Origin of the sequence: Comamonas antarctica, assembly GCF_013363755.1 — a bacterium.
In the GTDB taxonomy this organism is placed as follows: Bacteria; Pseudomonadota; Gammaproteobacteria; order Burkholderiales; family Burkholderiaceae_C; genus Comamonas; species Comamonas antarctica.
In genome coordinates this window covers 1,860,216-1,874,006 of sequence record NZ_CP054840.1, presented here as the reverse complement: position 1 = coordinate 1,874,006, position 13,791 = coordinate 1,860,216, and the positions used below count along the sequence as shown (strand labels likewise).

The following is a 13,791-nucleotide window of genomic DNA, read 5'->3' as shown; positions in this document are numbered from 1 at the left end:
ACCATGGACTTTCGCCTTTCCGAAGAACAGCAGCAATTCTCCGAATCCCTGCAGCGCTGGATAGAACGTGATTATTCGTTTGAAGACCGCAAGAAGATCATTTACTCGGACACCGGCATTTCGGACCAGGGTTTCAACGCCTTGAGCGAGCTGGGCGCCATTTCCCTGGCCGTGCCCGAAAACGACGGCGGCCTCGGCGGCAGCTCCGAGGACCTGATGATCGTGATGAAGGAGCTCGGCCGCGGCCTGGTCGTCGAGCCCTACTTCGCGACCATCCTGGCCTGCGAGTTCCTGCGCCGGGGAAATCAGCATGCCGTGCTCGAGGAAGTCGCTGGCGGCCGCATGAAGCTGGCCTGCGCGCTCAACGAGAAGGATGCCGGCCACGAGCTGTTCAACATCACCACCTCGGCCAGGAAAGAGGGCGATGCCTACGTCATCGACGGCGCCAAATGCGCCGTGATCCATGGCGCCCAGGCCCAGGGCTGGGTGGTCTCGGCGCGCACCAGCGGCGCGGCGCGCGATGAACAAGGCATCACGCTGTTCTACGTGCCGGCGGGCCTGGAGGGCAGCCAGGTGGCCGACTACCGGACCTTCGATGGACAGCGCGCCGCCAACATCGCATTCACCAACCTGCGCGTGCCCGCCACGTCGATGATAGGCAGCGAAGGCCAGGGCTGGGAAATCCTCGAAGCCGCCACCGATTTCGGCGTGGCCATGCTGTGCGCCGAAGCCGTCGGCGCGATGGAAGCGGCCAACGCGCAGACGCTCGAATACCTCAAGACGCGCAAGCAGTTCGGCGTGCCCATTGGCACCTTCCAGGTGCTGCAGCATCGCATGGCCGACATGTTCATTCACGCCGAGCAGGCCAAATCCATCACCGTGCTGGCAGCGGTCAAGGTCAACAGCGTGCCGCCCGAGGAGCGCCGCAAGCTGGTATCGGCCGCGAAGGTGCGCGTGGGCAAGGCATTGCAGTTCGTGGGCCAACAGGCCATACAAATGCACGGAGGCATGGGCATGACCAATGAGATGCCCATTTCGCATTATTTCAAGCGGCTGACCGCCATTGAAATGACCTTGGGAAATACCGACTTCCACCGGAGTCGCTTCATCAGGCAGCCGGATTTCATGGCGGCCTGACTCCCGCGCCTCGTCACTAAATCCAGCCCTCTTCTGCTGCATGGCCCATTGCAGCAGGGGCTGGATTTTTTATTCGGTCAATTCCTTCCACAGGGGTGTCTGCAATGAAAAAATTCTTAGTGAGTTCCCTGGTCTTGGCGGCCACAGGCTGCGCTTATTCGCAAACCACCATCACCTTGTCTGGCTCCATTTACGCGGGCCTGGGCTTCAATTCCGGCGGCGCCTCGGTGCGCACCGCGCTGGGCGGGCCCTCGTCCTTCATGTTCAGCGGCAAGGAGGATCTGGGCGGCGGGCTGTCGGCCCTCTTCAAGCTGGAAAACGCCTTCAATGCCGATACCGGCAACACGGCCAGCGCGGCGTTCTTCGACAAGCAGGCCTTTGTCGGCTTGCAGGGCCCTTGGGGCACGGTACGCATGGGCCGAATCTACACGCCCTCGTTTGCCACGCTGGCGCTGGTGGCCGACCCCACGGGCACCTTTGGCGTGTTCACCGCCACCAACCTCATGGAGAGCCATGGCGTGCGCCTGAACAACGGCATCATCTACAACAGCCCGGGCTTCAACCCGTGGACCTATGCGCGCAAGGGCTTCTTTGGCGCGCTCGCGCATTTCTTCGGCGAATCGCCCACCGGCGGATCGTCGCAAAACAGCGCCACGGGCTTCAATTTCGGCTACGGCGCCGGGCCGCTGGACATCGAACTCTCGCACCAGCGGAGCAATCTATATACCAACCCCACGCTCGACGTCGACTCCAAAAGCACCATCGTTGCCGCCAACTACAAATGGGGCAATGCCAAGCTCTATCTGGCCTACTCGGACAACTCCGCGCGCAACCAGGCCAACCAGGCGCGGGTCAAGGACAACACCGATGTGCTGCTCGGCGTTTCCTACCCGCTGGGCCGCGGCGTGCTGTCGGCCTCCTACATCCGCAAGGACAACAAGCTGGTGCCGCAAAACGATGCCAACCAGCTCGGCGCGATGTATGAATACTTCCTGTCCAAACGCTCGAAAGTGACGCTGGGATTCGCGCGCATCCACAACCGCAACCCCGATCGGCCCTACCGCGTCGTCAATGGCTATGCCGGCACCACCGCGGCCACGGCCGGCACCACCGCCATCACGCTGGGCATGACCCACCGTTTCTGACGGCCGCGCGCCGGGGCAGGCGCACAGGCCCGTGCCCGGCCGACCGTTGCGCGATCAGGCACTCAGCAGCCCGTAATACATGGGCTTGACGTAGAGCACGTCGACATTGATGTTCTCCGAGCCGGGCACCCATTTGTCCAGCGTGAGCGAGCCATTGATCATGCCGACCACCATCATCGCGGCCACCGACTGGTGCGTGGCGCGGATGGAGCCATCCATCATGCCCGCAGCCAGGAAATCCTGCATGTTCTGGTAGAGCTCGCGCAAGGGCTTGATCTTTTCATGGAACAGGCTGTAGTCGGAAATCTGGCTCCATGCCGATGCGCGCAGCAGCGGCCCCTGCTCGGAGAAATGGTATTTGAGCAAGGCGCGCGACAGCGCGCCGAGCTTTTCGAGGCCCGTGCCTTGGTGCCGGTGCACCGTGGCCAGATAGCCTTCGAGCACCGCCTGGGTGCGCTGGATGCACTCGGCAAACAGGTCTTCCTTGCTGGGAATGTGGTGGTAGAAGGAACCCTTGGTCACGCTCAGGCTCGCGGAAATGCGGTCGATGGACGCCCCGCTGTAGCCCGCCTCGTTGATCAGATGGATGGCCGCGACCAGGAAACCACGGTTGGGCGACTCGGGAATGTGGAACTGCGCGAGCTTGGCATCGAGGGCGTTGCGCTCCCAGGGCAGATGCGGCGCGGCAATGCCGTTAAGCAGGATGTCGATCACATAGAACCGGATCCGGTCGTGGCTCTCGGGGCTGTAGCTGCCCATCCAGATGCGGCACCACTGGATCTGCGTCAGGAACAGATGCGTGCGCAAGGTCAGCGTCATCCGGTTTTCCGAACGGATGGCGCCCTCGGCCAGCAGCCCGCGCACGCGCTTGAACATGCTCCGGTAGCGGTCGAAGACGATCTTGGTGTACGAGCTGTCGAGTTCGGCGGCATCGCGGAACGTCATGATGGCCGGATATTCGCCGTTCGCGGATTCGGCCAGCTTGCGGAAGAATTCCTCGAGAAAGCGCCTGACCCTTTTCTCCGGCGTGGGCTCGCTTTCGGCCAGCGCCGTGATGCTGTCGAAGGTCCTGACCGTATGCATCAGGCACTCGAAAACCAGATCTTCCTTTTTCTTAAAGTAGTAGGTGATGCTGTTGGTGCTCAGGCCCACGCGTTTTGCCACTTCCGACAGCATCGCGCCCTTGATGCCATGCTCGTCGAAAAGCCGGGAGGCGACGTTGATGATCGCCTCGCGCTTCTTCACGTAGCGCCCGGTATTGCGCTCTGCCGCGGTGCTTTCCTCGATAGTCGTCATATTTTCGCTTCGCCCCAAGGAAACAGATTGGATGAGGCGGACTTCTTGTGAAAGCGCGCCCCGGTGGTGGGGTCGGGCGTCGCCATGCGAGGCCAGGCAATGCGATCAGGCATGGCCCCGACCCGGCTTGCCCAAGCCTACGCCATCACCCGCGCATTGCCGCCCGCCCAAATGCCACTATTTGCATTTTAGTTTTTCTGGTATCGAAAAATGAAGTGCTGCACGTCAGCAAATTGGTCCGCAAGCGTGTTTTCAGGCTTATGGAAATGCTGCAACTGCAGGCCGCGAAACCGCCGGGCAAGCATCCGGCGTTCAAAACGCGCCAGGCGGGACCGCGTTGGGTGCAATGGCAGCCTGCGCCGGCACGGTCGATGCATAGCTCACGCGCAGCTGGGCGGGGCCCGTGGGCGCCGCCGCGGGTTGCCCGTTGGCGCCTGACAGCGGGATACCGCTCGCCACGACTTCGACCATGGCATTCTTGGGATCGATGCCGGCAAACAGCAAGATGCTGCCCGGCCCGTTGGCGACGGCCACGACGCTGCCCTCGGGCTTCCAGTTCAGCTCACGGAAGTAACGCGTCAGCTGGATGCCGGCGACGGCGTATTGATTGCGTTGCGCTTCGCTGGGCGCCGGGCCGCTTTGCCAGACGACGTTGACGTGGCGCAGCTGCTGCGTCGCGTTGGCGAAGATGTAGCTGACGACGGCCGGGCCCGGACCGGGCTCCAGGGCATTCAACTTGACCAGCACCACGCGCGTGCCTTCGGCCGCGTTGTCCATCTCCGACACCGCATCGGCGCCGGCATTGAAGTCCTGCGCGATGGCCTTGCGGACCTGCTGCAGCGACATGCCGAAACGGGCGCTGCGAAACCCGTCGACCTGATGCATGGATGCCGCGGTGGCGGCCTGCGCCGCTGCCGGGCCGGTGGGAGTGATGGCCATGAAAACTGCGAGCAAAGGCCCGGTCAAGAAACGATGGAAGATGTGCATTGGAAGCTTTCCAGGATCGGGTATATCAGAACGCGCCGGCGGCGGGCCGGTACACGTCGGGCCGCTCGACTCGCGACACCAGCGAATAGCGCAGGCGCGCGGCGCCAGCAGGCGCCGGCATCCATACGGCGGGCCTTGCCGCGGCGTCGGGGCTGGCGAGGCGCTGCTCCATGGCCAGGCCCACTCCGTCGAGCCGCACCTCCACGCCCCCGCCCTGCGCATCGCGGCCCGAAAACACCACCAGGGTTCCAGGCCCGGGCACATGGCCGCGAATGAAGCTGCCGACCGGCCATTGGTAGCCGACCAGCGTCGCGGCAAGCTGCGTGCCCGCAGCCAGCAGCGCATCGCGCTGGGCGGCGGATGGCTCGCCTTCGAGCACCCAGGCCACATTGATCGCGGCCAGGCGCTGGCTTTGATGGCCGAATACATAGCTGATGGTGGCAGCCCCGGGCGCGGGCGCGAGCGCCGGCACCAGGATGGCGATGGCACGCGTGCGGTCGACCGCATCGACCTTCTCCCGGGTCTGGAGGACCTGCGGATGATCGGCCGCGATCGCCGCCTTCACCTCATCGAACGTCATGCCCAGGCGCGCGCGGCCAAAGCCCTGCACGACATAGGGCTCGGACTGCACCAGATAGCGGGTCGGCTGGCCGGTGAAGGAAATGCTGACCGCCGGCTGGGCATGGCTCACAAAGGGCATGGAGGACACCGATAACGCCAGCATCAGGCCGAGACGCTGCAAGGCCGGCGCGAGACGCAGGGGAGGAAAAGAGAGATTCATTGGGGTCTGCTCACAAAGGACACCTTGCCATCGGTCACCGCCAGCTGCACGCCGAGTTTTCTGGCGTCCGAGGACACGTCGATCTGCGCCATCTTCATCTGTGCCAGCTCGCCGGAACGCGAATACTCGATGGCCGCGGCCGGATCGGTCTTGAGCAGCTCCATGAACCGGGCCTGCACTTCGCCCTGCCTGGTGATCAGGCTGGCCGTGCGCTCCAGCAGCCCCTGGTAGGCATTGTAGAAGCCGGCGGTGGCGAGGTAGCTGTCGGTGTCCTTCTGCGTGGAACTGCTGCTGTTGGTGTTGTAGTCCTTCCAGTCCGGATGCTCGCTGAGGTACTTGAAGCGCGCCACCGGGTCGTTCTTCAACGCATCGGCGGCGCCAAGCACGCGCGGCGGCCATTCGGCGATCTTCCTGGGATTGGGATCGATGCCGAACGCACTGAGCACCGCCTTGCCAAAGGCGCTGTTGGCGATCGACCCGGCAAATGCCATCGGGTCGATGCTGAAGCTGAAGCTCAGGCCCAGCCCGGCAATGCCGATCTGCGCGCCGATATCAAAGCCCACCGTGAGCGCGCCGTTCTTGATGCCGGCATTGATATCGAGCTTCGCGCCCAGCGACCCCGGCGAGTAGACGGTGACGCCGGCATCGATGGCACCGGTACTGCCGGAGATGCCGCCACGCGCGCCCGCGGAGACGCCCGAGCCTATCACCAGGTCCAGGCTTTGCTGCAGCTTGTTGTCCTTGAGGCCCAGCGTGTAGTCGGTGCGCGCGATCGCAAAGCTGGTGGCGGTGGTGCTCAGATGGCCGTCGCCCACGCCATTGCCCAGCGAGCCGCTCGCGCCGGCGCTGGCCGACGCCCCGACCTTGACCTGCGCCGCCAGCGAGGCACTTGTCGGACCGACCGTGCCCTCCACCGCGGCATCGGCCTGCAGGCCGGCCATCACATAGCCCGGTCCGACCTGCATCATCACATCGATATGGCTGCCCGCGTTGGCACGCAGCGTGACGCCCGTGACCCCGTAGTTCAGCAGCGCGCTGGCGGCGCCGCTGGCCTGGGTCGACAGGTTGACGGGACCGATCTGCACATCGGCACCGGCGACGGCGCTGGCCGCGCCCGCGACGCGGCCGCTGGTGCCATCCGTGGTGGCCGAGGCGCTGCTGTCATTGATGGTGATGTTGCGGCCGAAGTCCGGCGTCAGCGTGGTCGTGGCCACGGTGTTCTTGAGTTCCTGGTTCTCGGGCAGGCTGAAGGGCTTGATCTCCTCGGTCTTGGGCACGGCGATGCTGGTGCTGGCGTAATTCAGCCCCAGCGAGGAGTTGAGGTAGAAGTCCAGCGAGCCCATCTCATCCGCACCGAGGATGCGGTAGTTCGCCGCATCGCGCCCCTGCAGCGCGACCACACGGTAGGTGAAGCGCGCGCCATTGAGCTGCGCCGCCGACCGGTCGCGGACGTAAGCGGAGAAATCGTTGATCTGCTGGCCGCTCGGGCTGAACAGCGCCACAACGGGCGTGACCTGGTCGCCATTGAGCGCCCCCACCCTGCCGGCCACGCGGATCGTCGCCACGCCCGGCTGGCCGACCACGCCTGTCGTCGGCAGGTAGACGCCGCTGGTCGTCGAGTAGCTGAGCCACACCGGGTCGATGGTCATGATGCCCGGGCGGCTGCCGCTGGCGGCAATACGGTAATTGCCTGCCGAAGCTCCCGTGAGTCCGTTGACGACCTGGAAGTACGTGCCAATCGGTGTCGTGCCGTCGATCACGCCCGGCGTGCCGTTGAGATCGACCAGGCCGACCGTGCCGTTGAGCGTATCGCCCGGCAGCACGCCTTCGAACCGCGCCTGCCCCAGTTGCGCACCCGGCTCCCAGCGGTTGCATGACCACTGGTCGCAGGCGCGGAAGTTGCCGTATTGGCCGCTGGAGTCGTCGACGCTGTAGATCACCGGCTTGGGCGTGACCGTCAATTGGCCTGCCGCGCCGCCGGCAACGGTGTAGTTGGCGGCCTGTGCGCCGCTGAGCGAGTTGCCGATGCTGAATGCATAGCCGCCGGCATCGACGCGCCCGCCGTAGGCGAGAGCGCCGGTGCTGTCAGGCACCAGCCGCGCCGGCGGCAGCCCGCCTGCGACCGTGACGCCGACATCGTCGCCGGACAGCACGCCGCCCAGCGTTCCCACCTGGAACGCAGATCCGTAAACCGCCGAAAGCTGGGCTTCGGCCGCCAGCGCCAGCGGCTTCGGTGCGACGTTCAGCGTTCCCTGGGTCGGGCCTTCGAGGCGGTAGTTGCCGCTGCCCCAGCCGGCCAGTGACAGCGCAAACGCGTAGCTGCCCGCATTCTGCCGCGCCAGCGCTGCAAGCTGGCCGTCGGCGCCCGGCGCGACCAGCCGGTCGGCCAGGCCCGGGCCGCGCACCAGCACGCCGACATCGTCATTGAACAGGATCCCGCTGGCGTCGAACGTGCCGAAGCTGCCGGCCGTGCCGTAGATGGTGCTGGACTGCGCGGTGGCGGCCACCGCCAGCGGCTTGGGCGCAACCGTCCACTCGCGGTAGGGGTTGGCCAGGGTGTAGTTGGGCGCGGTGCTGCCCGAGAGCGTCAGGTAGTCGAAATAGCGCCCTGCGGGCGTGCGCTCGGAATACCGGGTGGGGTCCTGCTCGAGGAAACCCAATTGCTGGCCCGGCACCACGTTGTCGAAGCTCACCTGCAGTGGCAGATAGGTGCCGTAGGTCCGTTGTCCGACGCCGAAGTCCGCAGTCACCACGCGTTTGTTGACCACCAGTGTGCCGAGCGCGGCAACGCTGTAGTTGCCGGCGCTGGCCCCGGATAGCACGCCGGTGTAGCTGTAGCGCCCCGCATCGAGCATCGGTAGCTGGCTCAGGTCCCGGGCCGCGAGGCTGCCGGTGGCCGTGGCTTCGAGCGGGGTGGCGGTCGGCGTCACGGCCACCGCGTCGCCAGCCAGCACACCGGAAAGCATGCCGGGCAGTGCGATGTAGTCGCCATAGGTCCGGTTCAGGTCGCCAGTGGCAAGGCTGTAGCCCAGCTGTTTCCTGTCGATGGTGTGGACGCTGCTGAAGTTGTAGCCCGCAGGCTGATTGCGCGTCTCGAGGTAATAGTTGCCCGCGGCCGCGCCGGCCAGGCCGGTGATGGCCGTGCCATACGTGCCCGCATCGGTGCGTGGCGCAAGCGTCAGCGACGCGCCCGCGCCGTTCGTGACCGTGACCAGCCCCGACACCTCATCGTCCTCGACCACGCCGAAAAGCCGCGGCGTGGACACCACGGCCTGCGTGCCGTAGGTGCTGCGCGATGCATCGAGCTGCGCGGCCAGCGGCTTGGGCGTGACCTCGAATTTGAACGGAGTCACGTGGGCACGGTAGTTGGCGGCGTCCGCCCCGCCCAGCGCATTGCCCAGCAAGCCAACGCTGTAAGCGCCCACCGCAAGCCGGCTCGGGACGCTCGTGAGCTCGATGCCGCCCGCGGCGACGGCCGCGAATCCGTAGACATCGTCGCCGCCCAGGAACGTGTTGTACATCTGCAGCGTCGTGGCGACGGTATTGCCGTACTGCAGACTGCTGACCGGCGTGGCCTCGCGCCACAGGCCGAAGCGGATGTCGACGTCGCGCGGCCGGATGTTGAGCGTGAAGTCGGTATGGCCGCCGTCGGCAAGCACGTAGTTGCCGGCCTTGTCGCCGGACAATGCGCCCCGGCCCCAGGTATAGGAACCGACGACGTAATTGCCGCCGTTCGACAACCTCAGCGCCGGCGCCGTGGGCTGCATGGCCACGCGCAAGCGATCATCGTTCAGCACGCCGCTGAGCACGCTCGAGGCGTCGAACGGCGCGATGCCGAAGTACGTCCGCAGATCACCGTAGATGTAGTCCTGGCCCAGGCTGCCATTCGAGCGGACCTGCACCGCATAGGTCAGTGGTCGCGGAAGAATGGTGTGCGTGCCCAGCCTCGAACCGGCATCGCTCAGCACATAGTTGCCGGCCTTGCCGCCTTCGAGGCCGCCGACACGGAAGATGTCCGCGTAGGTGCCGGCGTCCCACGGCTGGCTGTAGATCGAGCTGCGCACGGTGGCACCGGCGCGCACGTCGTCGCCAGACAGCAAGCCGGCCAGACTGCCACGCGCCGACAGGTCGGCAACATCGCCATAGATGCTGGTGATGTCGGGCGTCGCATAGGTCAAGGCCCTGGGAGCGATGCTCAGCACCCCGGGCAGGTTGCCGGTGCCAGCCAGCATGTAGTTGGCATTGCCCAGCGCCGTCACCTGCTGCTGGTACTGGCCGGCATCGGTGCGTTCGGTGAGCGTCACCAGCCCGCCGCCGCTGGCGCGGATGGCCAGCGTGGGATTGAGCGTTTCGCCGGGAACCACGTTGGTGAGCGTGATGGCGCCAGCCGTCGCCAGATTGCCATAGGTGACGCCGACATCGGCCACGCTGTAGCCCACGGGCCGCGGCGTGATGACCAGGCCGCCCGCGGCATTGCCGCTGGCCTGCAGCGCATAGTTGCCGCTGGCGCCGCCGCCCAGCGAGGTTACCGCGGCGGTGTAGGCGCTGCCCACCACCGGCCGGCCGACGGTACTGCCGCTGCCATCGATGGCCTGCAACTGGGCGCTGACGTCATCGCCCGCCAGCACACCGCTCAGCGCGGTGGCATTGGACAGCGCATCGCCATAGACCGCCGTGCCGCTGGCGACCTGCCAGGTGACCGGCTTGGGCGCGACCGTCAGCGGAAACAGCGAACTGCCCGCAAACGACACCACATAGTTGCCCGCGCCCAGACCGGTGAGCCCATCGACGCCCCAGGCATAGCTGCCGGCCGGTGTCTTCGCGCCGGGCGCATAGGCGACGCCGACGCGAAACGCGGCCACGCTGCCCGAAATGCGGTCGCCCTCGACGATGTTCGACAACGTGAAATCCGGCAGCACGGGTGCCGTGCCGTAGGTCGTGTTCGACGAACCGCCGCCGAGCGTGAACGTCAGCGGCCGCGGCGTGATGGCCACGCTGTTGGGCGTGTTGCCGCCGGACTGCAGCACGTAGTTGGCGGCATCGTTCCCCGCAAGGCCTGACAGGCCCACCTGGTAGGTGCCGATCGGCAGCGCGCCGCTCTCGCCCGGATTGGCGGCGAAGAACATGTTCAGCTGCTGCGCGCCTGGCCGCACGTCGTCGCCCGGCAGCGTCCCGGCCAGGCCTGGCGACGGCAGTGTGGACTGCCCGTAGACCTGCGTCGACTCGGCGCCGGCAAAGTGGATGGGCTTGGGCGCCACGTCCAGCTGGCCGGCCACATTGCCGCTGGCCGCGACCTGGTAGTTGTCCGAACCCGCACCCGAGAAGCTGCGCACTCCCAGCGCGTAGCTGCCGGCGCGGGTGCGGTCCTCTATGTCATGCGCACCTTGCCAGTCGAATGCCGCGAGATTGCCGGTGATCAGGTCGCCCGCAACCACGTTGCCCAAGCTGGCCGTGGGCAAGCCCGTGGCCGCCGTGCCATAGGTGCTGTTGACCTGCCCGGATACGCCGTAGGTCAGCGGGCGCGGGGTGATGGTCAGCACCGGTGCGCCATTGCCGCTCGCGGCCAGGCTGTAGTTGCCGGCCTGCGCGCCCTCCAGGGAGGTCACGTCGACCGCATAGGTACCTGCCGAGCGCATGCCGCTGCCGCCGGCCGCCTTCACGTCCAGCGCCCGCAGCGCCTGCGTACCGGCCGCCACCGCGTCGCCGGGCAGCACGCCATCGAGGTACATGGTCAGCGGCGTGAACGCGTCGCCATAGACCTGGCTGGCGCTGGACCCGAAGAACGTGACGGGCTTGGGTGCGATGCTGATCAAGCCGCCGATGCCGCGGCTCAGATCGAGCGAATAGTTGCCGGCTGCGGCGCCGGCCAGCCCGGTGAGCGTGTAGGCATGGGTGCCCGCGCCGACGCGGGCTCCAAAACCGTAGCCGGCCCCGATGGCGGACATCGCCACGCCCGTGCTGCTGCCCAGCGTGGCCACGGGCGCCAGCGCATCGCCGTTCACCACGTTGCCAAGGCCCACGGCAGCGGATGGCGAACCATAGACGTAGCTGGGGTTGAGCACCGTGGGAGTCACCACGCGCTTGTCCACGTTCAGCGCCACCGTGCCAGGGCGCAGGTCGATGAAATAGCCGCCGGCCGCGCCGCTGACCGCAGTGCCTTCATCGTTGTACTCCACGGGCTTGAAAGCCACGGATGGATTGGCGGAAAGCGTCAGGCTATGGCTTCCCGCATTTGCCGCGACCCCGGGTCCGGAGACGTTCAGCGAGCCTGCAGCCAGCACCTCGCCCAGCGGCGCGCCGGCCGCAGTGACGTTGTGCGCGGCCTGCTTAAGCTGCAAGGCCCCCAGGGCATACGCCGAGGGATCGGCGTCGCCATAGGTGCGGCTGTAGCTGTCCGCGCTGCCCAGTTCCAGCCGGGTCGCGTCGGCGCCGGCGCCGCCCTTGCCGATGCGCGTGACCTGCCCGTTCTCGATGAACTGGACGATGCCGCCGCGGTAGCGGCCGCCGCTGGTCTCGTTGGTCCAATCGACCGTGGCACCGCGCAGCGTGAGCGTGCTGCCGCCCGCGCCTTGCGAGGCGGTCTGCAGGTTGCCCGTGAGCTGGATGCCCTCGGCCACATCGACATCGTGGTAGAGCAGGATGCGCGCGCCGTCGGCATCCGGCACCGAGGGGTCGATGCTGGCGCTCAGGCCCTTGCCGCTGAATTTTCCGATGCCTATGCTGCCGGCCTGCCGTTCGCTGTTGCCCGCGCCGTCGGCGACGCGCAATGGGAGCTTGCCGTTGTCATTGAGGAACTGGGCTTGCAGCAACTGGATGCCGCCGAAGCCGGCGCCGCGTTGCGCGTCCACCAGCGCAGGCGCGTTGGCCGTCATGCTCCAGTCGCCATCGGCGGTGCTGAACGCGCCCTGCACGTCGATCTGGCGGCCCGCCACCAGATTCAGGTCGCCCGCACGCGCCACGCCCGAATTCTTGGCCACGAACAGGAAGCCGTTGTTCCAGTCGATGTCCTGGTTGGCCTGGAGATTGACCGTGGTCCCCGCGTTGAGCAGCGAGCGGATGTCGTCGTCCGTCAGAAAGGTCGTGGTGGCCGGGTCCTTGTAGCGCGCATTGATCTGGATATCCTGCGGATCCAGCAGAATCTGGCCGCCTGGGCCCAGCTTCAGCTTGTCCAGCGCCACCGTCTGCACCTTGGCAGCCGAGGATATTTCCACCGCGCCGCCAGAAGCCGCGCCCGTGCCGACGACCTGGCCCTGCATTGCGGTGCTTGACTCACTCCAGACCACCGCGCTGCCGCCACGGCCTTCGGCGCCGCGGGCCGACACGTCTATGCTGCTCGCCGAATCGACGCTGGTCTGTTGGGCGCTGTTCAGCGCCGGCGCCTGGATCGCCTGGCCGAAGGCCAGCGCCAGCGGCGCAGCCGGATCGACCTGGGCCTTGCCGCCCTGGAACCCGCCGCCGATGCGCACCGTGCCGCCGGTCTGGTTGCCGCTGGCGTCCAGAACCGCGCCCTGCAGGGCCACGGACTGGCCCGTGATGTCGATGCGGCCGGCGCTGGCCGCGTCGGCGCTGGCCGAGACATCGAGCCGCCCCGCCACCTGCGTCGCGCCGCCGGCTCCGCCATCGAGCACGATCGCGCCGTTGCGGCCCGAGACGCTGCGCGCACTGATGCTGCCCGGCATGTTCACCGCATTGCGCACCGCCTGGGCCACGGTCGCGGCCTGGAGCGTGACCAGGCCGCCCTCGGCCTGGATGGTGCCGCTGTTCGTGACCAGCGCCTGTCCGTCGGCCGTGGTGGCATCCGATGGCAAGGTGACCTGCAGGAAGCCGTCCCCCGACCAGTCCAGCGTCGCCGCCTGGGCCGCGCCCAGGCCAACCTTCCCCAGGGGCGCCATCACGGTGCCGCTGTTGCTCACGGTGCTGCCGATCAGCGCCACCAGCCCGCCCGCTCCGGTCGAGATCCGGCCCTGGTTGGTCACCGCGCCACCGGCACCACTGAACGACAGGCGCCCGGCCATGAAATCGGCTTCACTGAGTCCCAGCGTCGAGGCGACGAATCCACCCGCGGCGTCGATGCGTCCCGTCGGCGTGACATGGATGCCTTGGGGATTGACCAGAAACACGGCGCCGTTGGCATTCATGCTGCCGGCCAATTGCGAAGCCTGGCCGCCGGTGACGATGTTCAATATCGACGCCCCGGGCGCAGCCTGCTTGAACACCACGCTGTTGCCTTGCCCGATGCTGAAATCATTCCAGCGAATGGCGGCGCGCTGGCTGGCCTGGTTGATGAGCAGCGATCCGTTCGCCGGCAGGCCGATGGAGGCCTGGCCCGCCGTGACACGGCCGCCCGACGGAAGCGTCTGCGCGAGCAGCGGCATGGGAATGGCCATCGCGGCCTGCGTGGCGATGACCGGCCAGACAACGGTGCGCCGCAGACGGAACATGGTG

At 66.8% G+C, this 13,791-nt stretch carries 6 protein-coding genes; 2 read left to right on the top strand and 4 right to left on the bottom strand.

Annotation, left to right across the window (positions count from 1 at the left end; translation table 11 throughout):
• Positions 1-3 precede the first annotated feature (3 nt).
• The gene (locus HUK68_RS08955; protein WP_175503881.1) at positions 4-1,137 is read left to right on the top strand and encodes an acyl-CoA dehydrogenase family protein; all 1,134 of its coding nucleotides are present in this window, start codon (positions 4-6) and stop codon (positions 1,135-1,137) included.
• Positions 1,138-1,241: 104 nt separating this feature from the next.
• Entirely contained in the window at positions 1,242-2,282 is a 1,041-nt protein-coding gene (locus HUK68_RS08950) for a porin (protein ID WP_175503880.1), read from the top strand.
• 54 nt (positions 2,283-2,336) lie between these two features.
• On the opposite strand, the gene HUK68_RS08945 is transcribed toward HUK68_RS08950, so the two are convergent.
• The 4 genes from HUK68_RS08945 to HUK68_RS08930 all read right to left on the bottom strand — a co-directional run bounded on the left by HUK68_RS08945 (position 2,337) and on the right by HUK68_RS08930 (position 13,787).
• Positions 2,337-3,578 (bottom strand): TetR/AcrR family transcriptional regulator, encoded by a 1,242-nt coding sequence (locus HUK68_RS08945; RefSeq protein ID WP_175503879.1) that lies wholly within the window; start codon positions 3,576-3,578, stop codon positions 2,337-2,339.
• 312 nt (positions 3,579-3,890) lie between these two features.
• Positions 3,891-4,517 (bottom strand): hypothetical protein, encoded by a 627-nt coding sequence (locus tag HUK68_RS08940; protein WP_175503878.1) that lies wholly within the window; start codon positions 4,515-4,517, stop codon positions 3,891-3,893.
• Positions 4,518-4,590: 73 nt separating this feature from the next.
• Positions 4,591-5,346, bottom strand: a complete 756-nt coding sequence (locus tag HUK68_RS08935) for a hypothetical protein (RefSeq protein WP_175503877.1) — start codon at positions 5,344-5,346, stop codon at positions 4,591-4,593.
• Positions 5,343-13,787 carry a two-partner secretion domain-containing protein gene (locus HUK68_RS08930; RefSeq protein WP_175503876.1) on the bottom strand — a complete coding sequence of 2,815 codons (8,445 nt, stop codon included), beginning with the start codon at positions 13,785-13,787 and terminating at the stop codon, positions 5,343-5,345. Before HUK68_RS08930 ends, HUK68_RS08935 begins: the two co-directional genes overlap by 4 nt.
• Positions 13,788-13,791: the final 4 nt, after the last annotated feature.